Source organism: Mesorhizobium sp. B2-2-4, from assembly GCF_006442375.1.
Classification (GTDB): domain Bacteria; phylum Pseudomonadota; class Alphaproteobacteria; order Rhizobiales; family Rhizobiaceae; genus Mesorhizobium.
Map to the genome: position 1 here is coordinate 315,641 of NZ_VFWB01000007.1, position 20,242 is coordinate 335,882.

21 protein-coding genes and 1 pseudogene are annotated in these 20,242 nt (G+C 61.7%); 10 read left to right on the plus strand and 12 right to left on the minus strand.

What is annotated here, in order from left to right; genetic code table 11:
• The first annotated feature begins 138 nt into the window (after nucleotides 1–138).
• From FJ959_RS20155 to FJ959_RS20185, 7 genes are all read left to right on the plus strand, one after another.
• Nucleotides 139–1,095, plus strand: a complete 957-nt coding sequence (locus FJ959_RS20155; RefSeq protein WP_140631669.1) for an alpha/beta hydrolase — start codon at nucleotides 139–141, stop codon at nucleotides 1,093–1,095.
• A 148-nt stretch (nucleotides 1,096–1,243) separates the two neighbouring features.
• Nucleotides 1,244–1,639: a GFA family protein gene (locus tag FJ959_RS20160; protein ID WP_140631672.1), complete on the plus strand. Its 396-nt coding sequence runs from the start codon at nucleotides 1,244–1,246 to the stop codon at nucleotides 1,637–1,639.
• A 268-nt stretch (nucleotides 1,640–1,907) separates the two neighbouring features.
• Nucleotides 1,908–2,105: a hypothetical protein gene (locus FJ959_RS20165; RefSeq protein ID WP_140493757.1), complete on the plus strand. Its 198-nt coding sequence runs from the start codon at nucleotides 1,908–1,910 to the stop codon at nucleotides 2,103–2,105.
• Nucleotides 2,106–2,356: 251 nt separating this feature from the next.
• A complete protein-coding gene (locus FJ959_RS20170; protein ID WP_140631674.1) occupies nucleotides 2,357–3,229 on the plus strand; it encodes an undecaprenyl-diphosphate phosphatase in 873 nt (290 codons plus the stop codon).
• Nucleotides 3,230–3,437: 208 nt separating this feature from the next.
• Nucleotides 3,438–4,064 carry a transglutaminase-like cysteine peptidase gene (locus FJ959_RS20175; protein ID WP_140517673.1) on the plus strand — a complete coding sequence of 209 codons (627 nt, stop codon included), beginning with the start codon at nucleotides 3,438–3,440 and terminating at the stop codon, nucleotides 4,062–4,064.
• A 132-nt stretch (nucleotides 4,065–4,196) separates the two neighbouring features.
• On the plus strand, nucleotides 4,197–4,979 hold the full coding sequence (locus FJ959_RS20180) for a phosphodiester glycosidase family protein (RefSeq protein ID WP_140631677.1): 783 nt from the start codon (nucleotides 4,197–4,199) through the stop codon (nucleotides 4,977–4,979).
• Nucleotides 4,980–5,151: 172 nt separating this feature from the next.
• The gene (locus FJ959_RS20185; protein ID WP_140631679.1) at nucleotides 5,152–6,234 is read left to right on the plus strand and encodes a GH25 family lysozyme; all 1,083 of its coding nucleotides are present in this window, start codon (nucleotides 5,152–5,154) and stop codon (nucleotides 6,232–6,234) included.
• Nucleotides 6,235–6,529: 295 nt separating this feature from the next.
• Here FJ959_RS20185 and FJ959_RS20190 read toward each other — a convergent pair.
• From FJ959_RS20190 to FJ959_RS20230, 9 genes and pseudogenes are all read right to left on the minus strand, one after another.
• Nucleotides 6,530–6,894, minus strand: a pseudogene (locus FJ959_RS20190) (VOC family protein).
• Nucleotides 6,895–7,381: 487 nt separating this feature from the next.
• A complete protein-coding gene (locus FJ959_RS20195) occupies nucleotides 7,382–8,005 on the minus strand; it encodes an ImmA/IrrE family metallo-endopeptidase (RefSeq protein WP_140631682.1) in 624 nt (207 codons plus the stop codon).
• Nucleotides 8,002–8,367, minus strand: coding sequence for a helix-turn-helix transcriptional regulator (locus FJ959_RS20200; protein WP_140631684.1), 366 nt, complete (start codon nucleotides 8,365–8,367; stop codon nucleotides 8,002–8,004). Before FJ959_RS20200 ends, FJ959_RS20195 begins: the two co-directional genes overlap by 4 nt.
• Before the next feature lie 96 nt (nucleotides 8,368–8,463).
• Nucleotides 8,464–12,231, minus strand: a complete 3,768-nt coding sequence (locus FJ959_RS20205; RefSeq protein ID WP_140631687.1) for a vitamin B12-dependent ribonucleotide reductase — start codon at nucleotides 12,229–12,231, stop codon at nucleotides 8,464–8,466.
• A 666-nt stretch (nucleotides 12,232–12,897) separates the two neighbouring features.
• A complete protein-coding gene (locus FJ959_RS20210) occupies nucleotides 12,898–13,209 on the minus strand; it encodes a PilZ domain-containing protein (protein WP_140493741.1) in 312 nt (103 codons plus the stop codon).
• A 107-nt stretch (nucleotides 13,210–13,316) separates the two neighbouring features.
• On the minus strand, nucleotides 13,317–13,805 hold the full coding sequence (locus tag FJ959_RS20215; protein WP_140493739.1) for an NUDIX hydrolase: 489 nt from the start codon (nucleotides 13,803–13,805) through the stop codon (nucleotides 13,317–13,319).
• 209 nt (nucleotides 13,806–14,014) lie between these two features.
• The gene (gene gpt / locus FJ959_RS20220; RefSeq protein WP_140493737.1) at nucleotides 14,015–14,515 is read right to left on the minus strand and encodes a xanthine phosphoribosyltransferase; all 501 of its coding nucleotides are present in this window, start codon (nucleotides 14,513–14,515) and stop codon (nucleotides 14,015–14,017) included.
• Nucleotides 14,516–14,628: 113 nt separating this feature from the next.
• A complete protein-coding gene (locus FJ959_RS20225; RefSeq protein WP_140493736.1) occupies nucleotides 14,629–15,462 on the minus strand; it encodes a universal stress protein in 834 nt (277 codons plus the stop codon).
• A gap of 81 nt (nucleotides 15,463–15,543) precedes the next feature.
• Nucleotides 15,544–16,287 carry a competence/damage-inducible protein A gene (locus FJ959_RS20230; RefSeq protein ID WP_140631690.1) on the minus strand — a complete coding sequence of 248 codons (744 nt, stop codon included), beginning with the start codon at nucleotides 16,285–16,287 and terminating at the stop codon, nucleotides 15,544–15,546.
• A 175-nt stretch (nucleotides 16,288–16,462) separates the two neighbouring features.
• On the opposite strand from FJ959_RS20230, the gene wrbA reads away from it, so the two are divergent.
• Both wrbA and FJ959_RS20240 read left to right on the plus strand, forming a co-directional pair.
• Nucleotides 16,463–17,062, plus strand: coding sequence for an NAD(P)H:quinone oxidoreductase type IV (gene wrbA / locus FJ959_RS20235; RefSeq protein WP_140517663.1), 600 nt, complete (start codon nucleotides 16,463–16,465; stop codon nucleotides 17,060–17,062).
• 171 nt (nucleotides 17,063–17,233) lie between these two features.
• A complete protein-coding gene (locus FJ959_RS20240; RefSeq protein ID WP_140494988.1) occupies nucleotides 17,234–17,530 on the plus strand; it encodes a hypothetical protein in 297 nt (98 codons plus the stop codon).
• A 107-nt stretch (nucleotides 17,531–17,637) separates the two neighbouring features.
• On the opposite strand, the gene FJ959_RS20245 is transcribed toward FJ959_RS20240, so the two are convergent.
• The 3 genes from FJ959_RS20245 to FJ959_RS20255 all read right to left on the minus strand — a co-directional run bounded on the left by FJ959_RS20245 (nucleotide 17,638) and on the right by FJ959_RS20255 (nucleotide 19,420).
• A complete protein-coding gene (locus FJ959_RS20245) occupies nucleotides 17,638–17,877 on the minus strand; it encodes a DUF2188 domain-containing protein (RefSeq protein ID WP_140493732.1) in 240 nt (79 codons plus the stop codon).
• Nucleotides 17,878–17,907: 30 nt separating this feature from the next.
• Complete coding sequence (locus tag FJ959_RS20250) at nucleotides 17,908–18,186, minus strand: DUF982 domain-containing protein (RefSeq protein WP_032920128.1); 279 nt, start codon at nucleotides 18,184–18,186, stop codon at nucleotides 17,908–17,910.
• A gap of 130 nt (nucleotides 18,187–18,316) precedes the next feature.
• A complete protein-coding gene (locus FJ959_RS20255) occupies nucleotides 18,317–19,420 on the minus strand; it encodes an NADH:flavin oxidoreductase/NADH oxidase (protein WP_140522087.1) in 1,104 nt (367 codons plus the stop codon).
• A gap of 153 nt (nucleotides 19,421–19,573) precedes the next feature.
• On the opposite strand from FJ959_RS20255, the gene FJ959_RS20260 reads away from it, so the two are divergent.
• Nucleotides 19,574–20,152: an NUDIX domain-containing protein gene (locus tag FJ959_RS20260; RefSeq protein ID WP_140522089.1), complete on the plus strand. Its 579-nt coding sequence runs from the start codon at nucleotides 19,574–19,576 to the stop codon at nucleotides 20,150–20,152.
• Nucleotides 20,153–20,242: the final 90 nt, after the last annotated feature.

Here is a 20,242-nt window from a genome sequence, read left to right on the forward strand (position 1 = left end):
GTTTGCATTTCGCCGGTTCGTCCTTGGGACGGAAGCCGGTCAGACCAATATTCTCGATCGGTTTTTGCGCGGGTTGGGGCCGATGCACCAGCCAGCTCAAGAACGCACCGACACACGGACAGACTGGAGGAGATTGATATGTCCAAAGCCCTGCTTTTCGCCATTCTTGCTTCGGCCGCGGCGCTTCTCGCCTGTCCGGGCATCACCAACGCAAAAGAGGTAAAATCTGCCATGATGACCGAAGCGAAGACATCGCCGAAGCCTGAAAAATCCGGCCTGCTGCCGATCAACGGCCTGAATTACTATTATGCCGTCCACGGCAAAGGCGAGCCGCTGCTTCTGCTGCATGGCGGTCTCGGCACAGCGGACATGTTCGCCCCCATTCTGCCGAAGCTTGCCGAACATCGCACTGTCATCACCGTCGACCTGCAAGGCCATGGCCGCACCGCGCTTGGCGACCGGCCGTTCACGCTGGAGGCGATGGGCGACGACATGGCTGATATCGTCAAACGGCTTGGTTACGGCGAGGTCGACGTCATGGGTTATTCTCTGGGCGGCGGTGTCGCCTTCCGCATGGCCGTCCAGCACCCCGAAACGGTTAGGCGGCTTGTGCTGGTTTCGACCGGCTATGCCGCCGACGGGTTCTATGACGAGATGCGCCCGCAGCAGGCACAGGTGAGCGCGGCAGCGGCCGATTTCATGAAGGACACGCCGATGTACAAATCCTACGTCGCCGTGGCGCCGCATCCCGAGGAGTTCCCGAAGCTGCTCGACATGCTCGGCAACTTCATGCGCCAGAACTACGACTACTCGGCCGATGTTCCCAAGCTGAAGATGCCGGTCATGCTGGCCTACGGCGACAGCGACATGTACAAGCCCGAGCACGAGATCAAGTTCTACCAGATGCTCGGCGGCGGTTTGAAGGACGCCGGCTGGATGCGTGAAAACCTGTCACGGAACCGCTTGGCGATCCTGCCCAACCGCACCCATTACGACGTCTTCTTCGCTCCAGAGCTGACGGCCGCCGCGCTGCCGTTCCTCAACGGCGAGACCAAGGTGAAGAGCTGGGACGAGGTGGTCGGCGAAACCGAATAGCTTGCCGGCATTGGCTGCCGGCGGTCTCCCTCGAGGCGGCCGGCAGTTTTATCGCTGCAGTCAATGGGATCGTATCAATGCTTTTGAATTGACCCGATATCCGGCCTCGATAGTCTCGCATCAAATCTTCTCGGGAATGGATACGGCAATGGCTAACTATCAGGGCGGATGCCTGTGCGGGGCGGTGCGTTATCGCGCCGACGTCGAGCCTGTCAACGAACGCATCTGCCATTGTCGGCTTTGTCAAAAGGCGATCGGCGCCGCCTTCAATGCGCGTGTGCTGTTTCGCATCGACGATGTGACGGTCGAAGGGCCGTTCGCGATCGTGAACAGCTCGCCGGATATTAAGCGCGGGTTTTGCCCAAGCTGCGGCACGACGATGTTTTCGCGGCGCGATGCCGCCGGCATTATAGGCGTCACCACCGGGTCACTCGACGATCCATCCGTCTTCAAGCCGCAGATGCACATCTGGACCGCCTCCAAGCAGCCCTGGGTGGCGCTCGATGACGGCTTGCCGCAGCACGAAGGCGCGCCGCCTGCCTGAGGCCTCTGGCCTCCCTTCTCGCCTTAGGAAAGAAAATGGATCTGCGCTCGAGCGCCGAGACGGTTGAGCCGTGCTGGATGAAGTGCGGCATTGCCGCATCCACCCTTCGGGCCAACAGAAGGGTGAAGTTACGTTACCGTGACCAAAATTAATCGAAACAGTCACGAAATAACCGAAACAGTCACGCGAAAGCCGGCAAAGCGTCATTGGCGAGCCATCATTGTCTCCCTATTTAACCGGTGCGGGCCGGCATTCGAGGAGACGACGGATGAACGACAGCATCAGTACCCTGGACGAGCTTTTGAGCGATCCGATGGTCCTGCTTGTGATGGAGCGCGATCGTGTGCGCCCGGAACAGGTGCGCATGCTGCTCGAACGGGCGCGTCGGCCTTCCGTCGAGGAGCCGGTTGTCCCGCCGGCGCACGTGATCGCCAGGGCGTGCCAGAAACTCTGGCTGTGCCCCTGATCGCATCGTGATTTCCTCCAGTTTTTGCAGACCGGCCCGCCGGCCCGGTCTGGACACTGCCTGGCGCTGCCAGCGCGCCGAGGCGGCGCGGTGTTGATATTCGACACGCCTTCCGCACTCGGTGACCCATTCCCGGGCGCCAGTTCACAAATCCGTAAATTGATTTTCCGGCCCATGGCGGTATGGCTTGCCCGGGCCGATCGCCAGCGGTCGTCTTCAGCGCACTCGATCTCTCATATATGGAATTCGACATGGCCGACAGCTGCATGCAAGGCATGGACATGGGCTTTGTCGGCCTGGGCTACGCCAAGGTCGCATTTCTCGGCTTGGTGCAAGGCATCACCGAACTGCTGCCGATTTCCTCGACCGCCCACATGCGCGTCGTCCCGGCGATGCTGGGCTGGCGGGATCCCGGCTCCGCTTTCTCCGCCGCCATGCAGCTTGCAGCCCTCGCCGCGGTGATCAGCTACTTCTGGAACGATGTCAGGGACATCCTGTCCGGTTCGGTCAGTGCCTTGAAACGGCGCGATTTGGCCGACCGACATTTCCGGCTGGCGCTCTGGATCGTGCTGGCGACGATCCCGATCGTCATCGCCGGCGTGGCTCTGTCTGGCCTTCTCAACGCCTGCAATTCGCCGCTGCGCGGCCTCGGGGTGATCGGCTGGGCCTGCATCGTGATGGCACTCCTGCTGGCGCTGGCCGAACTCCGTGCCCGCCATGCGCGCACCATGGGCCAGGCTTCCATGGCCGATGCGCTGCTCGTTGGCATCGCCCAAATCGGCGCATTGATCCCGGGCGTCTCGCGGTCCGGTTCGACCTTGACGGCGGCACTGGGGCTCGGCTTCAAGCGGGAAGAAGCGGCGCGCTTTTCATTCCTGCTTGGGCTGCCGGCCATCGCACTCGCCGGTCTCAAGGAGCTTTGGGAACTGCACAAGGCCCATCTCGATGCCCATGGCTGGTCGATCCTCGCGGTCGGCCTGGTCGTCGCCTCGCTATCCGCCTTCTTCGCCATATGGGGCCTGATGCGCGTGCTGGAACGCTTCTCAGCCTGGCCTTTCGTCATTTATCGCGGCGTGCTCGGCATCGCCTTGCTGCTGGGCCTGGCGATGGGATGGCTTGCCTGAAGCAATCCCGGAAAGCGCGCAGCGGTTTTCCGCCGGCGTCAAACAAGGGACTAAAAGGCAACTCCAGGAATGTGCGAGCCGGTGTTGCTTCGGCGCAACCCCGGTCGGGCATGAGTCGATCGCCAAAGATGTGATCGGCCGCCTTCATTGACTCCAGGCAAAATCCATCTTTAACGTTCTGTTAACAAAAATAGATGGGTGGGGCCGTATGGCATCCTCGGTGGGTTGGCGCCGCAAGGCGAGGGGTTTGGGGTTTGCGTTGGCGCTGACGGCTTTTTGTTCGGCCGCGGGTTTGGCGAATGCGGGACCGCTTTCCATGACCATCGGCGGGCAAACCTCCCAGCCGATCGGGCACTATGATTTTTGCAAGGTCCATTCTGCCGAATGCTCCATCCGCTCGCCCGCCAACGCTCCGGAGAGCATGACCGGCCAGCTGTTGCGGGAAATTTCCGCCGTAAATCTCTCGGTCAACACCCGCGTCAAGCCGATGAGCGACATGGACAACTACGGCAAGGATGAGTGGTGGGCCTACCCCGATAACGGGTTTGGCGACTGCGAAGACTACGCGCTTGAAAAGCAGCGCGAACTCCAGGCCGCCGGCATTGCCATTGCCAATCTGCTGATGACGGTGGTGCGCAAGCCCGACGGCGAAGGCCACGCAGTGCTTACGGTGCGCACCGACAAGGGCGATTTCGTCCTCGACAATCTCAGCGACAAGGTTCGCCTCTGGAACCAGACAGGCTATCGCTACCTGAAGAGACAGGCGAGCGACAACAGCGGTCGCTGGGTTTCCATCCTTGGCGGCGACGAGCGGCTCGTCAGCTCTGTTCAATGATGTCGCCGATGTCTTGCGTCGGCAGCCGCACTTCGACCTTGGCCGTTTGATCCATTCCCGCTTGGGACCGTTCTTGCGTCGTGCCGGCGAATGCTGGCGGCGGCTCGTTGGAACTGGAAATCCGGTGCGCGCATGGATCTTTTGACTGTCCTCCAATCCGCGCCATTACTGCTCGCGCTGATCAAGACCGCGCTGCCGTCGGCGGCGGCGATCATGGGGGTCGGCCAATGGTTCGCCTCGTTGCCGCCGTGCCGCGACCTCGTCTTCGAGGCCACCAGCTACCTGGTCTGCGAGGTCGATCCCAGGCAATATCGGATCGAATTGTTCTGGAAGGATCCGGCCGGCAAGCCCTATCAATCGCTGCACAATCTCGACGACGCCCAGCGGCGGGCCGGGCGCACGATGCTGTTCGCCATCAATGCCGGAATGTACCATCCAAATCTCGCGCCGGTCGGCCTGTATGTCGAGCGCGGGCAGGAACTGGCCTCAGCGAAGGTCGGGTCGGGAAGAGGCAATTTTTCGCTCCAGCCCAATGGTATTTTCTACATCAGCGACGGCAAGGCCGCGGTCCGCGCGACAAGGGATTTCCTAAAGAAGCGTCCGCCCACCGATTATGCCACGCAGTCCGGGCCGATGCTGGTGATCAACGGCAAGTTGCACCAGAAATTCCGGGCCGACAGCACCTCGCGCAAGACGCGCGACGGTGTCGGGGTGCGAAAGGACGGCGTCGTCGTCTTCGCCATTTCGAATGGCACGGTGACATTCCATGCATTCGCACGCCTGTTTCGCGACGGGCTCGGCTGCGACAATGCGCTGTTCCTCGACGGGTCGATATCGAGCCTGCTCGCGCCGGCCATCGGCCGCAATGACGACTACTGGAACCTGGGGCCGATGATCGGCGTCTTCAGGCGATAGGATGGGGCAGGCGTAGATTGCGCTTGTCGTCGCGCACGGCCCACACCCGCAACCGTGCCGAACATGCTTAAAAACTTGATTCAATCTTTATTGGTAATTTCTCGTTCATAACTAGACCTGGTTTGTCCGTCGGCCGTTGCCTTCGGTCTGTTGTGTTTGAGTACAGGTCCAGATGCGGTTACCAGGCGCCGTCAGTTTCGTGATCGCAACGCTGTGCCTTGCCGGCTGCTCGTCGACATCCGGCATGGACGCGCTGGACATCCAGAAGCCGTCGAACGAGATCACCAACTCGGTGGTGCGACCAAGCGCGCCGATCGCATCCGCCCCAGTGACCAAGGCCGAACGGAGAATGGCAGCCGAACGGAGGGTGGCGGAAGCCACGCCGGTGGACGAGAATGTCCGGCCCTATGGCCTGGCGGAGGAAGAGACGGTGGCGTTTCCGGCGCCCGACCTGCCGGACAGCGTCGAGCCGCCGGTCGTCGAGCCGGCGGCGCTTGTATCGCCGCCGAAGCTCTTGTCGCGGGCGGCACCGCCGATGCTGGCCGGGCCTGTCACGCGCTACGGCTTTCGCGATGCCAAGCCGATCAATTTCGGCCGCTCCTCGCCCCGCCACCTTGCCGTGCATGGCGTCGACGTGTCGCGCTGGCAAGGCAACGTCAACTGGGAGAAGCTGCGCGCCCAAGGCGCCAACTTCGCCTACATCAAGGCGACCGACGGCGGCGACCATCTCGATCCGATGTTCACCAGGAATTGGCGCAACGCCGACGCCGCAGGGCTGAAGCGCGGCGCCTATCACTTCTTCTACTGGTGCCGCACCGCCGGCGAGCAGGCCGACTGGTTCATCCGCAACGTGCCCAGGGTCGAGGGCGCCTTGCCGCCGGTGATTGACGTCGAATGGAACGGCGAATCCAGCTGTAAGCGGCGCCCGACGCGCGAAAAGGTGCTGGAGAAGATGCAGGTGTTCATGGACAAGCTTGAACGCCATTACGGCCAGCGGCCCATCATCTACACCGCACCCGATTTCTACCGCGACAATCTTCGCGGCGAATTCCTCGATTATTCGTTCTGGCTGCGCGCCGTGGCACAGCACCCCTCAAAAGTCTATCCCGGCCGCAAATGGCTGTTCTGGCAATATTCCGGCTCCGGCCTGTCGCACGGCGTAACCGGCCGCATCGATCTCAACGTCTTCCACGGCGACGAACGGCAATGGCGCGCCTGGGCCGGCGGCCGCCAAATGGTGGCCGACGCCGATTAAACCGTCGGCTCCGTTTCAGTCGCTTTTGCGCCGCCGGATCGGCTGTCAGCGGCAATTTCAGGATTTCGCTGACCGCCCGCTCACCCTTTCCCTTAGCGAAGAGGCTCGCCCTGCGCCTTCGTCCTCCTCGGGCTCGACCCGAGGATCCATTCCGTGCCCTCGACGAAGAGTGCAAAGGGAGCAGGATTGCATCGCGGAAACGCTTCAAAGTCACGGAATGGATTCCAGGGTCTGCGCGCTTCGCTTCGCTCCTTGCTTCGCCCTGGAGTGACGAAGCGAAGGAGGCGCTGCCACGCTACGCGTCGTTGATCATCGCCTCGATATTATAACCATCGGATCGAGCACGAAGCAGGCGTGGTATTTTCCGCGTAATCCGGGCGCGGACCGGGCGCGCCATTGTCCGCCGCGCCCGCTTCGAGCGCCGCCCGATGGAACGCATCGACCTCCGCCTTGATCTTCACCCGGAACGCGACATGCACATGGGTGAGCGGCGGTGCCTGACCCGTGCTCTGGATCTCGAACAGGCAGCCCTTGCCGACATCGAAGGCCCAGAAGATGCCGTCCTTGCCGAAGGCGAGGCTGTAGCCCAAAGGGGCAAAGGCTTTTTCGTAGAAAAGCTTGCTCGAGGTCGCTCACTTCGATGGTGATGTGATCGATCATGCCTCCTCCCCGAGGCGCTTCGGATTGCAAACAGAAGTCCCCTGGAGACGATGGAGGGCGAGGAGTCGGACGTTCTCTTCTTCCCTCGTGGAAAAGTTGTTCGATGTGGCGGGGTCGGGTGAGGGGTGCATGACGGACTACCGTCAGAACACTACTCACCCGATTTGCCAGGATGGCTATTTTTTACGAGACGGCTCGCTTCCTGTGTCGCCGTATCCGGGTTTTGGAACCCGCTCTACAACGGTCGTACTAGGCCGGCGTTCGGCTTCTTTGACTGGAATAAACTGACCGGATTTGGAGTCCCGGCCAACGTCGAAGGTTTTACGCTCTTTGTTTGACATATCCACGTCCTCATAGCTGTTATGCGCCGGAGCTACCTCGACTCTAAGGAAGATGTTCCCCTATAATGACCTTGCTACAGGAGAGGGAAATCAACCTCTTCGCCCCGCGGGGGCCTCGGCCTTTTTCGCGGCAACCAAAGTCGGCTCTAACGAGTCGGCTTTGGTATTTCAGTTTTGTTTTGCAAATGCACAATTGCCGCTCTGACCTGAAGCGGAACTATCCGTGGTTCGGAAATCCCAAGGTTTTTGAGGCGATTCTCGGCCGCTGTTCGACTTACGGCGAAGAACGTCATAATTTCTGAAATGTCAGTGAAGTCTCGAATTAGGGTTTCCGGCATAAGAAACGCGGCGGCGAACGCGTTGGCCTGCCATTCCGCGCTCGCATATGCGGGTAACTCCTTCATTTTGGAATATCGGGTAGGAGCCCGATCGAGGGGAACAGCAGATTTGTGAAGGACCAAGTGCCCTAGCTCATGGGCAGCTGTCCATCTGCCGCGCCCTTCAAAGTTAGCCGCAGACTGATAAGTTGTTGCCGATAAGACAATGCGAGGAGGATCGAATTCGGTGTACCCTTCTGCTTCGTCCATATCGTAATCATCTTTGACGACCAGTGCGAAATCGCCAAACAGCCGTGGCATCTCGTTTTCAAGAACACTAACCAGATCAGGGGCTTGGCAAGCGGTTGGTATCCGCAACGCTTGGCGCCATGCTGCTGCCAATATCTCGATCTCAGCGCGGCTCTTTGGGGACACGCAATAGTCGTGACTCATCTTTCGTCTCCTGGGAGGTCCGTATCAAGTTTTCGAATCTCATCAGGAGACATCTTGTTGATCTTCCTGAATAATCTTCTGGCAAGTGCGGCGCGCTCTTTGTTGATCGGTGTAAATCGTATGACGTTGATTCGAGCATCTGCGAGAGCTTGCAGATGCTTTTTTGTAATGAGATCCAAGTTCAGCCAATTTCCAAATTTCTCTACATACCCTTCCGGAACCTGTTTAACTCCTGTTTCCACAGCAGAAATAAATGAAGGCGAGCAGTTGAACTCCTTTGCTTGATCGATCATCCGCAGCTTTCTTGCCATTCTGATTTCCCGGCACGCGGATCCAAATGCCGTCAGGGCTTTTTCGGACATTCTCTAGTTCCTCTTCTTTTTTTCACCCCTAGGTGAAACGCTCCCTCAAAAAAAAGCCTCACGATCGCGTTTCCGCGACCGTGAGACCTGTTGACGTTAACTGCACCCGCTGGTGCTTCCGCACGTGTCGCACTTCTCGCAGGTGCCGTTCCGCACCATGGTGAAGTTATGGCACTCGGAGCATTCGTTGCCGGTGTAGCCCTGCATCAGCGATTGCTGGCGCCGGGTGGCGGCAAGCGCCTTGGCTTCCGCGGCCTCATGCGCGGCGGTGTCGGTGAACAGCCCCTCGACGCCGGAGGCTTCGGCTTCCTCCTCGGCGATGTCCTCGACCAGCTCCCTGGCGCGTTCCTCATAGTCGCGCTTGTAGGCGATGGCCTCGTCGCTCGCCGGCTTCAGCGCCAGTACGTTGGAGCCGGAGAAGGCCGTCGGCGCCACGCGGGCAGGGGCCGTGGCCGGGGCGGAACCGCCGAATCCCTTGGGTTCGGCGCCCGACACCAGCTTGACCGGCGAGGCACCGCGGTAGAGGCCCTTGGAGAAGGGCGTGGCCTTGCCTTCGGTGATGCCGCGCCCAAGTGCCGTCTTGTCGAAATCCGACTGGTCGACATGGGCGAGATCGTGGCGGTTGAGATAGGACACGGCAAGTTCGCGGAACACGTAATCGAGGATCGACGTCGCGTTCTTGATCGCGTCATTGCCCTGCACCATGCCGGCCGGCTCGAACTTGGTGAAGGTGAAGGCTTCGACAAATTCCTCGAGCGGCACGCCATATTGCAGGCCGAGCGAGATGGCGATGGCAAAATTGTTCATCATCGCCCGGAAGGCAGCGCCTTCCTTGTGCATGTCGATGAAGATCTCGCCGAGACGCCCGTCGTCGAACTCGCCGGTGCGCAGGTAGACCTTGTGGCCGCCGACGACCGCCTTCTGCGTATACCCCTTGCGGCGGTTCGGGAGTTTTTCGCGGTCGCGGTAGAGACGCTCGACGACGCGCTCGACGATCTTTTCGGTGACCTGCACCGCACGCTGCGCGGCAGGCGCGGCGACCAGCTGTTCGATCGCCTCGTCCTCGTCCTCCTCGCCATCGGCGAGCAGCGAGGCATTGAGCGGCTGCGAGAGCTTCGAGCCGTCGCGGTAGAGCGCGTTGGCCTTCAGCGCCAGCTTCCACGACAGCATGTAGGCGTTCTTGGCGTCCTCCACCGTGGCGTCATTCGGCATGTTGATGGTCTTGGAAATGGCGCCGGAAATGAAAGGCTGTGCCGCCGCCATCATCTGGATGTGGCTGTTGATCGACAGCGAGCGCTTGCCGATCTTGCCGCAGGGGCTGGCGCAATCGAACACGGGGAGGTGTTCGGCCTTGAGGAAGGGCGCTCCCTCGAGCGTCATCGCACCGCAGACATGGATGTTGGCGGCTTCGATGTCCTTCCTGGAGAAGCCCAGTGCCGGCAGCATCTCGAACGAGAAGTCGTTGAGCTGCTCGTCGGTGAAGCCAAAGGTCTCCTTCACCCAGTCGGCGCCCAGCGTCCACTGGTTGAAGACGAACTTGATGTCGAAGGCCGACTTCAGCGCGGCATTCAGCGCCGCGATCTTGTCGTCGGTGAAGCCCTTGGCCTTGAGCGAGCCGGGGTTAATGCCGGGAGCCTGGTTGAGATTGCCGTGGCCGACGGCGTAGGCCTCGATCTCAGCGATCTGGCTTTCCGAATAGCCCAGCGTGCGTAGCGCTTCCGGCACGGCGCGGTTGATGATCTTGAAATAGCCGCCGCCGGCAAGCTTCTTGAACTTCACCAGCGCGAAGTCGGGTTCGATGCCTGTTGTGTCGCAATCCATGACCAGTCCGATCGTGCCGGTCGGCGCGATGACGGTCGCCTGCGCGTTGCGATAGCCGTGCTCCTCGCCGAGTTCGATGGCACGGTCCCAGGCAGCCTTGGCGTGCGTCGCCAGCTCCTGCTGCTTGAGGTCGGAAGCGACCAGCGGCACCGGGTTGACGGCCAGCTTCTCGTAGCCGTCCTTGTCGCCATAGGCGGCGCGGCGATGATTGCGCATGACGCGCAGCATGTTCTGCGCATTGCGGTCGTAATCGGGGAAGGCGCCGAGCTCGGACGCCATCTCGGCCGAGGTGGCGTAGGCGGTGCCGGTCATGACGGCGGTGAGCGCGGCGCAGATGGCGCGGCCCTCATCGGAATCGTAGGGAATGCCCGAGGTCATCAACAGGCCGCCGATGTTGGCATAGCCGAGGCCCAGCGTGCGGTAGTCGTAGGAGAGCTTGGCGATCTCCTTTGACGGGAACTGCGCCATCATGACCGAGATTTCCAGCACGATGGTCCACAGCCTGACCGTATGCTCATAGGCAGCGATGTCGATCGTGCCGTCGGCATTGCGGTAGGGGAGCAGATTGATCGAGGCGAGATTGCAGGCCGTGTCGTCGAGGAACATGTATTCCGAGCATGGGTTGGAGGCCCGGATCGCACCGGCGGAGGCGCAGGTGTGCCAGTCGTTCATCGTCGTGTTGAAGTGCAGGCCCGGATCGGCGGATGCCCAGGCGGCGTAGCCGATCTTTTCCCAGAGATCCCTGGCTTTCAGCGTCTTCAGCACCTTGCCGTCCTTGCGGGCGGTGAGATGCCAGTCGGCATCATCCTCGACGGCGCGCAGGAAATTGTCCTTCAGCGACACCGAATTGTTGGAGTTCTGGCCGGAGACGGTGAGGTAGGCGTCGGAATCCCAGTCGGTGTCGTAGGTCTTGAACGACATCGAGGTGTAGCCCTGCTTGGCGAACTGGATGACGCGGTAGATGTAGTTCTCCGGCACCGCGTCCTTCTTGGCCGCCTTGATCTCGCGCTTCAGCGCCGTGTTGATGGCGGGGTCGAAGCAGTCGTCGTCATGGCCTTCGCAGTTGACGCAGGCCTTCATGATCGCTTCGAGATGCTTCTTGACGATCTTGGAGCCGGTCACCAGCGAGGCGACCTTCTGCTCTTCATTGACCTTCCAGTCGATGAATTCCTCGATGTCGGGGTGATCGGCGTCGACGATGACCATCTTGGCGGCGCGGCGCGTCGTGCCGCCCGACTTGATGGCGCCCGCGGCGCGGTCGCCGATCTTGAGGAAGCTCATCAGGCCGGACGAACGGCCGCCGCCGGACAGCTTTTCGCCCTCGCCGCGCAGCAGCGAGAAATTGGAGCCGGTGCCCGAGCCGTATTTGAACAGGCGCGCCTCGCGCACCCACAGATCCATGATGCCGCCCTCATTGACGAGGTCGTCCTGCACGCCCTGGATGAAGCAGGCATGCGGCTGCGGGTGCTCGTAGGAGGATTTCGACTTCGTCAGCTTGCCGGTGAACGGGTCGACATAGAAGTGGCCCTGGCTCGGGCCGTCTATGCCATAGGCCCAGTGCAGGCCGGTGTTGAACCATTGCGGCGAGTTCGGCGCCACGCGCTGGGTGGCCAGCATGTAGGCAAGCTCGTCGCGGAAGGCGCGCGCGTCTTCCTCCGACTTGAAATAGCCGCCCTTCCAGCCCCAATAGGTCCAGGTGCCGGCCAACCGGTCGAAGACCTGGCGGGCGTCGATCTCGGACCCGTAGCGCTCGGCTTCCGGCAACTTGGCAAGTTCGGCCTCGTCGGCGACTGAGCGCCACAGGAAGGAGGGAACATCGTTCTCCTCGACCTTCTTCAGCCGCGCGGGGACGCCGGCCTTGCGGAAATATTTCTGCGCCAGGATGTCGGCGGCGACCTGGGAGAATTGCGCCGGCACGTCGATATTGTCCAAGCGGAACACCACCGAGCCATCCGGATTCTTGATCTCGGAGAGCGCCTTGCGGAATTCGATCTCCGCGTAAGCCGATTGTCCCTGTCTGGTGAAACGACGCTCGATGCGCATTGGTCCGGTCCCTTTTGTCTATATATAGCGCTTTCGTCAGGAGATTTCTGCTCCCAATGCGAAACGCGCATGTCCGCCGTCTGCCGGCGTTCGAAAACGGCCGGCTCTCCATTTTCGCGGTCTTCGTCCGCCTTGCTGGTCAAACTTCTTGCGAAGCGCCTGTCCAACTCACCGACGAACCCGCGGGTCCCTCAAAACTGATTTTTTCCGATTCCCTCACTCGAGGGAAATTCACATTATCTAGCGTCGAACCTGCCTGCAAACACTAAATATAGTGTTAACAGACAATTTATTCCAGTCCGACAATTCTCCCTTTTATCGCCCACGCCCCACAATCCCAACGCTTCCGCCAGCCTCGTAAACAGGCGGAAATGTGGGGAAAAACGCACATAATCCGGGAAAAAGACCGGGCTCAGAACTTTCCGGTCGCGCTCTCAACAGGAGCGCATGGCCTATAAAAGGCGACTCGTTTTGCGCCGTCAAGGATTCGTTTGCGTAGCTTTTGTGACCTCAACATCTTGTGTGTCACACATGTGGATAACGGGGATAGAATGGAGCTGCCGCGGTAGCCCCCGGCCGAGGGGACAAAGACGCGCTTGTCAGGCTTCGCGACGGCTCCGGGGCGTGATCCAGGCACAGACCATCTGGCGCATCCGGCGTCGCGGATCAGCCGTAATGCGTCCTGGGCTTCGGCTCGGTTCCGGTGAAGTGCACCCCGATCCGGCCGTTGCGGCGCCAGCGGACCTCGCATCGATAGCCGATGCCGTCGACGGGCACATAGAGAAGGAAATGATCCGGAATCGTTGCTTCGGGCGGAACCTTGAGTTCGGCGCCACCTTCATTTTGATTGCGCAGCGTGCAGCCAACTTCCGAATTCGAGATGCCCGTGATGATCGTGCCGCCCTTGAGCACGCGCTGGCGATGCTCGCGCTTGTGCTCGTCGGATCTCTCTGGATTGGGATTTGCGGGATTTGTCATCGGTAAAACGCCAGGATCGGATCAGATCCTATTACGTCTTCATTAGAAAAGCATTCACGCCGCAGGCGCCCCCGTCCGAGCTGCTTGGTGGCGCGGCCGGTCCCGGTTCAGGCAAACCGACGCGGGTCGGCGCAGAAATAGGCGATGATCTGGCAAAGATCCGGTTCGTTGACCATGCGCACCGCTTCGCTCGAACTGACCCATTTGCGGGTGCGGGAGCGTTTTTCCTTCCAATGGTCGGCGACCTTGTCGACATGCAGCGGGAACACCAATACCTCGCACGGCACTTCCTCGCCGGAGGCCAGGGCCTTGGCGTAGAAGTAGCGGCCGGCCTCGAGATGCGAGATCGTCCCGCGCAGTCCGGCTTCCTCGACAGCCTCGCGCGCCGCGGCTTCGCAAAGCGGCTCCCTGGCTTCAGGCCAGCCCTTCGGAAGCACCCAGCGGCCGGTATCGCGGCTGGTAATCAGCATGATCTCGACGCTGTTTCCGGTTTCGCGCCAGGGCAGGGCGGCTACCTGCAGACGGCACGGCGCGGTGCCGAAGAGTCGCCGGACCCTTTCGGCCAGATGGTTGTGCGTCGTTGGCCTCGTCAGCATCGGAGAAGCTAGCCCCAGCCTCCAGAATCGTTTGCCGTCTCACGAATCTTACGGCTAATTATCGGCAATAAAAGTAAAAACTTTCATCAGGATGGCCGATTTTCGCCAATAGACGCCGATTTCCGCGCGCCAGCCAGCCTCGCGAGACCCTTTGCCTAGTGGATGAGACTTCCCTGCGGCTCGATTTGCAGCAGGTTGCTTGCCGCGAATCAGCCGGCGTGATCGTCGGCGATCGGCTTCTGGTAGGTGAAGCCCATGTCCCAGGGAAAATAGATCCAGGTATCCTGACTGACCTCGGTGACGAAAGTATCGACCAGCGGCCGCCCCTTCGGTTTGGCGTAGACGGTGGCGAAATGCGCCTTCGGCATCATGGCGCGCACGATGCCAGCCGTCTTGCCGGTGTCGGTCAGGTCGTCGATAATCAGCACGCCCGCGCCGTCGTCGGCAAGCAGGGCCGGCGTGACCTCCTTCAGCACCTGCAGCTGACCCTGGCTGCTGTAGTCATGATAGGAGGCGACGCAGACCGTCTCGATAACGCGTATGCCAAGCTCCCGCGAGATGATCGCCGCCGGCACGAGGCCGCCGCGCGTGATGCAGACGATCGCTTTCCATTGCGCCTTGTTGGTGCCGGCAAGCCGCCAGGCGAGCGCGCGCGCATCGCGGTGGAACTGGTCCCAGGAGACCGGAAAGGCTTTTTCGGGAAGGGACATCTTTCGCGCACTCCGCAGCACGCGCGGTCGCGCGCAGAAAACAGGGGAATGCGCGCGGAAGTAACTGGAAAACCTCGCGCTTGGCAAGAGCGGCCGCAAACGACACTGTGAACTTACCGCGACAGGAAAGCCGCCACCGGCGCGGTGCGCAGCACGGAGCGCGTCACTCCGCCGAACAGGAGCTGGCGCAGCCACGAGTGGCTGTAGGCGCCAAGCACCAGCAAATCGGCGCCGGTCTCCGCGATCCTGGTCTGGATCACCTCGTCGACCGAGGTGCCGCCCGATCTCTGCACCGAGACACTCACGCTGGCGCCATGACGCGACAAGGCGGAAGCGATTTCCGCTCCGGCGGCCTCGGGGCGTTCATCGAGCGTGTCCGGCGGATCGATGACCAGAATGTCGGTTTTGTCGGCCTCGATGATGAAGGGCAGCGCATCGAAGGCGGCGCGTGCGGCCTCCTTGCTGCCGTTCCAGGCAAGCAGCACACGCTTGAAGGTGGTGATCAGCGGACCCAGGTGCGGCACTACCAGCACCGGCCGTCCGGCGTCGTAGACCAGTGTGTCGACGTCGGCGCTCGCATCGCCGCCCGTCTCGCGCTGCGCGGCGATGATCAGGTCGGCGGCACGCACGCTTGAAATGCCGGTCAGGGCGCTGTCGCCGGAAAAACTCTCCAGGCTGTGCCATTCGAAGGACAGGCCGGAATTCTCGATATGCCTGAGAAACGCGGCCCGCAGCTTTTCGGCCCGTTCACGGTTCATGTCGGCCGAAACCTGCAGGAACTCGGTGTCGGGGAAGCCGGTGGCCGAGGTGTAGGGCACCGGAAGCGCTTCGGCGTGGATGCCGATCAGATGGCTCTGGAAGCGGCCGGCAAGCGGAATGGCGAAGTCGAGCACGCGCTCCGCGTCCTGCTCGTTCTGCAGAATGGCGACGATGGTCTTGAAGCGCATGGTGATCCCCTCATTTTGCGAGCGATCCGCCCGCGGCAAGGAAACGTCGCCGCGTTGTGCTTGGTTCCGGCCTGGACCGGATCAGCTCGCGCTACTGGCAAAGCCGGCCACCATCGCCTCGACATCGGCGCGCGCAGCGTCCAGGGCCTCCTGGCTGCGGGCACGGACCACCAGTTCGGTCCAGAACTTGCCGTCGCCGTATTTCGGATAGGAGCCGATGATCGTGTCCGGATGCGCTTTCTGGATCTCGCCCAGCGGCCCGCCGACGAGACCTTCGCCGAACGGGCAATGCACCGCTGCCGACAGCATTTTCGTGCCGGCTTTCAGCGTCGGCACGACATTGTCGAGCATGGCCTGGAAGATCGAGGGCACGCCCGCCATCACGTGGACATTTCCGATGCGGAATCCGGGCGCGACCGACACCGGATTGTCGATATGGTCGGCGCCGCGCGGCATTCGGGCCATGCGCTTGCGGGCCTCGGTGTATTCGATGCCGCGAGCGGCATAGCTTGCTTCCAGCAGGGCATAGGCCTTGGCATCGTATTCGCACGGCACGCCGAAGGCCTTGGCAATCGAATCGGCTGTGATGTCGTCATGGGTCGGGCCGATGCCGCCGGTTGTGAACACATAGGTATAGCGGGCCCGCACTGCATTTACCGCTGCGACGATCTCGTCTTCCTCATCGGGAACGATGCGCACCTCCTTCAGGTCGATGCCGATGGCCGTCATGATGTCAGCCAGATGGCCGATATTCCTGTCCTTGGTGCGGCCGGACAGGATCTCATCGCCGATGACGAGCATGGCGGCGGTAACGATTTCAGACATCGAAGGCTCCGGCAAAAACGGGGTCGCCTGAAATAGCGCGGCACGCGGCCAGCGGCAATGCCACCCGACCGGTGAACAAACTGTGCCCGCCTACGCGGTATTCCCCGAATATTGGCGCCCTAAGTACCCTGGCGTGGCTGGGGCGGGCGAGGATCATCACGTCAAGGAGACGCAAATGGCCAAAGTACTTGTTCTCTACTATTCGAGCTGGGGTCACATGGAGCAGATGGCCAAGGCCGCAGCCGAAGGCGCTCGCGAAGCCGGTGCCGAGGTGACCATCAAGCGCGTCGCCGAACTCGTGCCCGAAGCGGTCGCCAAGGCCGCCCACTACAAGCTCGACCAGGAAGCGGCGATCGCCAGCCCGCTGGAACTGAGCGACTATGACGCGATCATCGTCGGCGCCTCGACGCGTTACGGAATGATGTGCGCGCAACTGAAGAACTTCTTCGACCAGACCGGCCCGCTATGGGTCAAGGGCGCGCTGATCAACAAGATCGGCTCGGTGATGTCTTCGACCGCGACCCAGCACGGCGGCGCGGAACTGGCGCTGATTAGCACCCAGGCCATGCTTCAGCACCACGGCATGATCATCGTTCCCCTGTCCTATGCCTATCAGGCTCAGATGGGCAACGATGTCGTGCGTGGGGGGGCGCCCTACGGCATGACCACCACAAGCGACAGCGACGGTTCGCGCCAGCCTTCGGCGCAGGAACTCGAAGGCGCGAAGTTCCAGGGCGGGCGCGTCGCCGAAATCGCCGCGAAGCTGCACGGCTGATCGTTGTGCCGCCGGTGCCTGCCGGCGTTGCTCCTGCTGGCGATGCTTGTGGTCCACGCCGTGGATCGTCGCTTCACCGACGCTTCACAACGAATTCAAGGAACCATTCGGCTGATGACTGGTTTGCCCCGTGTCGCACCCAAGGCGACGAAGACAAAACGGAGTGATCCAATGTACAAAAAACTTTTCGCGGCATTCGTTCTGACGGCCGGTCTTGCCACATCGGCGATGGCGCAGTCGACTGACGGCAGGTATTACAACCATGACAGTTGGTGGAACAATTGGTCGCTGTTCGGCAATGAGGATTCATCAGCCATCGACCAGAGCACCACCGGGAGCATCAACGCATACGGCTCCGGGTTGAGCACCCAAGGCAATACCGGTGGGATGGGCCCATGTGCTCACAACACTCCAGGTCCGGACGCCAATGCTCAAGGCAACGTCAATGACCAGTACTGCGGCAAATAATCAGCCGTAAGCTCCCTGCTGACCGTAGGACGTTTTCTCTCCCGACGTCCGCGGTCGGCGCTCCGGGGCGGCCGGCCTTTGGGGCGATCGGGCTTTGGGCTGAAAGATCAGTCGGAAACCTCGGTCTGCGGCCGGTCGCGTCCATCAGCCAGTTCCTCATGCCATTTGCCGTCGGCATCCTCGTACTGGATGCCGTCCGTCGACCCCGCGACCTGCTGCTCGGCTGAAGCGATCTCGGCGGCCCGCAACGCGTCCTGATGCGTGGGAAACGTCTCCGAGAAGGTCGCTCCGACCTTGTAGGCCCAGCCGCCGTCATGCTCGACTATCTTGTAAGTCAGCTTCGCCATCAAAAACCTCCGGTTTAAAGGTCCGTCCGCTCAATGCAGGCGGTCGTCGGACAGCTTGTCGTCTGGCACCAGCACTTCCGATTCCCTGGCGGCTTCGATAAGGGCCCGGCGCGCATCCGCTGTCGAACGATAACCTTCCAGCACTTTGAGGCAAGTGTCGAGAGCATCACGATGACGGGGGCCGCGATTGAGCGGCCAAACCGTCATCAGGCACTCCGCCGCCTCTTGGGTACTGCGGATGTGGCGATATTTGCCGACATGGCCGAGTTCGACCACGACCGGTGTTTCAAAAGGCTTGTTGTCCATCATGGCCGCAACGCAAAGCAGTCAATTTGGTTGCAACCGTGTCCTCAGCCTGCGCCCAAACGTCCCAGACCTCCTTGGAAGCTCCATTGCGCGGTCGTTCGACGACGCGTTCCGCCCTTCTCGGAAGGGTCGCTCAGCCCGCCGCCTTCATCCAGTGCTGCATCGTCGTCACCGAGCGCGCGAGCTGCGGCGCGGGATGGATCGTCTCGCTGAACGTGGCGGCCGCTCGCCACCCCCAGCGCGGGTCGGCGAGGAAGGCGCGCGCCAGCGCAACCATGTCGGCGCGGCCTTCGGCGATGATCGCCTCTGCCTGCTTGGGATCGTCGATCAGACCGACCGCGCGGGTAGGGATGCCGGCGCCCCTGCGCACGGCTTCCGCCAGATGCACCTGATAGCCGGGGCCGGAGGGCAGTTTCTGCAAGGGCGAATTGCCGCCGCTCGAGCAACAGAGATAAGCGACGCCTTCGGCCTTCAGCGCTTTCGCCACTTCGATCGCATCCTCGACGTCGAAACCGCCATCGACCCAATCCTTGACCGACAGCCGGGCGCCCAGCATCAGGTTTGGCGCTGCCTTTTTTACCGCCTTGGCGATCTCGACGACAAGACGCATGCGGTTTTCCAGCGAGCCGCCCCAGCGGTCCGTGCGTTGGTTGGAGAGCGGCGACAGGAACTGGAAGATCAGATAGCCGTGCGCCGCGTGCAGCTCGATGAAGTCGAAGCCCGCGCGTTCGGCCCGCCTCGCCGCCTCGGCGAACCGCTCGATGAGCTGGAGGATCTCCTCTTCCTCCAGCGCTCGCGGCACGTTCCAGCCGGTATCGTAGGCGATTGCCGAGGCCGAGACGGTCTGCCAAGGATCCTCGTTCGGCTGCAGCGGTCCGCCCCCCTCCCAAGGCTTGCGGTTCGAGGCCTTGCGGCCGGCATGGGCAAGCTGAGTGCCGAATTTGGTGCCGGGTGCGGCCACGCGCCTTGCTGCGTCCAGGGCGCGGCGCGCAGCGGCTTCATTGTCTTCGGAATAGAGGCCGAGGCAGCCATGGCTGATGCGGCCACGCCGCTCGACATCGGTCATCTCGACCGTGACCATGCCGGCGCCGGACATTGCCAGGTTCATCCAGTGGTGGAGATGCCAGTCGCTCGCCGAGCCGTCCTCGGCCGAATACTGGCACATCGGCGCGACGGCGATGCGGTTGGGAAAGCTCAAGCCATCGAGCGTGATCGGCTGGAAAAGCGATGTGGTCATGAACGAAACTCCGGGAATAGGATGCGCTATTTAGGCGATCGATCGCCGCCATGCCACACACGAGAGAGTGAAATGCTTACTGGACCAACCGCTGCCCCGATTGCGTGAACGCCGATTCGCGGCTACGCCTCCCGGGCAACGTGGAGGCAGCCGATGGAAGATCGTATCCGCATCCGTTCTGAAGAAATCCTATCCGACGACTGGGCGATTCTGAAGAAGACCGTCCTCGACTACCGTCGCCGCGACGGACAATGGGAGACACAAATCCGCCAGACTTACGATCGCGGCGATGGCGCGGTGATCCTGCCCTATGATCCCCAGCGTTCAACCGTGCTCCTGGTGCGCCAGTTCCGCTATCCCGCCTATGTCACCGGCCACCGCGAACCGCTGGTCGAGGCCTGCGCGGGACTGCTCGACGAAAACGATCCGGAGACCTGCATCCGCAAGGAGGCGGAGGAAGAGCTCGGCTATCGGCTGAACCATGTGGAGCGGCTGTTTTCGCCCTATATGAGCCCGGGCAGCGTCACCGAGCGGCTCTGGTTCTTCACCGCCCTCTATTCGCCCGCCGACCGCATTTCGGCCGGTGGCGGCGCAGCGGACGAAGGCGAGGACATCGAGGTGCTGGAAATGCCGCTCGACGAGGCTCTGGCCGGCATTGCCGATGGCCGCATCATCGACGCCAAGACCATCATCCTGATCCAGCATCTGAAGCTCCATCCGATCGCTGTTTGACCGATACCGGTCGCCCCTGCGGGACGAAGAATCGGTGCGGGGCGAATGAAAACGAACGTGTTTTGCACAACGCTTTTTTGGGACTGCATG

Coding starts and splice junctions, on each gene's coding strand:
- FJ959_RS20195 (WP_140631682.1), bottom strand. CDS start 8,005: ATGAGTCACGACTATTGCGTGTCCCCAAAGAGCCGCGCTGAGATCGAG.
- gpt (WP_140493737.1), bottom strand. CDS start 14,515: ATGTCCCTTCCCGAAAAAGCCTTTCCGGTCTCCTGGGACCAGTTCCAC.
- FJ959_RS20260 (WP_140522089.1), top strand. CDS start 19,574: ATGGAAGATCGTATCCGCATCCGTTCTGAAGAAATCCTATCCGACGAC.
- FJ959_RS20255 (WP_140522087.1), bottom strand. CDS start 19,420: ATGACCACATCGCTTTTCCAGCCGATCACGCTCGATGGCTTGAGCTTT.
- FJ959_RS20185 (WP_140631679.1), top strand. CDS start 5,152: ATGCGGTTACCAGGCGCCGTCAGTTTCGTGATCGCAACGCTGTGCCTT.
- FJ959_RS20155 (WP_140631669.1), top strand. CDS start 139: ATGTCCAAAGCCCTGCTTTTCGCCATTCTTGCTTCGGCCGCGGCGCTT.
- FJ959_RS20250 (WP_032920128.1), bottom strand. CDS start 18,186: ATGATGGACAACAAGCCTTTTGAAACACCGGTCGTGGTCGAACTCGGC.
- FJ959_RS20225 (WP_140493736.1), bottom strand. CDS start 15,462: ATGCGCTTCAAGACCATCGTCGCCATTCTGCAGAACGAGCAGGACGCG.
- FJ959_RS20210 (WP_140493741.1), bottom strand. CDS start 13,209: ATGACAAATCCCGCAAATCCCAATCCAGAGAGATCCGACGAGCACAAG.
- FJ959_RS20245 (WP_140493732.1), bottom strand. CDS start 17,877: ATGGCGAAGCTGACTTACAAGATAGTCGAGCATGACGGCGGCTGGGCC.
- FJ959_RS20230 (WP_140631690.1), bottom strand. CDS start 16,287: ATGTCTGAAATCGTTACCGCCGCCATGCTCGTCATCGGCGATGAGATC.
- FJ959_RS20175 (WP_140517673.1), top strand. CDS start 3,438: ATGGCATCCTCGGTGGGTTGGCGCCGCAAGGCGAGGGGTTTGGGGTTT.
- FJ959_RS20205 (WP_140631687.1), bottom strand. CDS start 12,231: ATGCGCATCGAGCGTCGTTTCACCAGACAGGGACAATCGGCTTACGCG.
- FJ959_RS20165 (WP_140493757.1), top strand. CDS start 1,908: ATGAACGACAGCATCAGTACCCTGGACGAGCTTTTGAGCGATCCGATG.
- FJ959_RS20200 (WP_140631684.1), bottom strand. CDS start 8,367: ATGTCCGAAAAAGCCCTGACGGCATTTGGATCCGCGTGCCGGGAAATC.
- FJ959_RS20160 (WP_140631672.1), top strand. CDS start 1,244: ATGGCTAACTATCAGGGCGGATGCCTGTGCGGGGCGGTGCGTTATCGC.
- FJ959_RS20215 (WP_140493739.1), bottom strand. CDS start 13,805: ATGCTGACGAGGCCAACGACGCACAACCATCTGGCCGAAAGGGTCCGG.
- FJ959_RS20240 (WP_140494988.1), top strand. CDS start 17,234: ATGTACAAAAAACTTTTCGCGGCATTCGTTCTGACGGCCGGTCTTGCC.
- FJ959_RS20180 (WP_140631677.1), top strand. CDS start 4,197: ATGGATCTTTTGACTGTCCTCCAATCCGCGCCATTACTGCTCGCGCTG.
- wrbA (WP_140517663.1), top strand. CDS start 16,463: ATGGCCAAAGTACTTGTTCTCTACTATTCGAGCTGGGGTCACATGGAG.
- FJ959_RS20170 (WP_140631674.1), top strand. CDS start 2,357: ATGGCCGACAGCTGCATGCAAGGCATGGACATGGGCTTTGTCGGCCTG.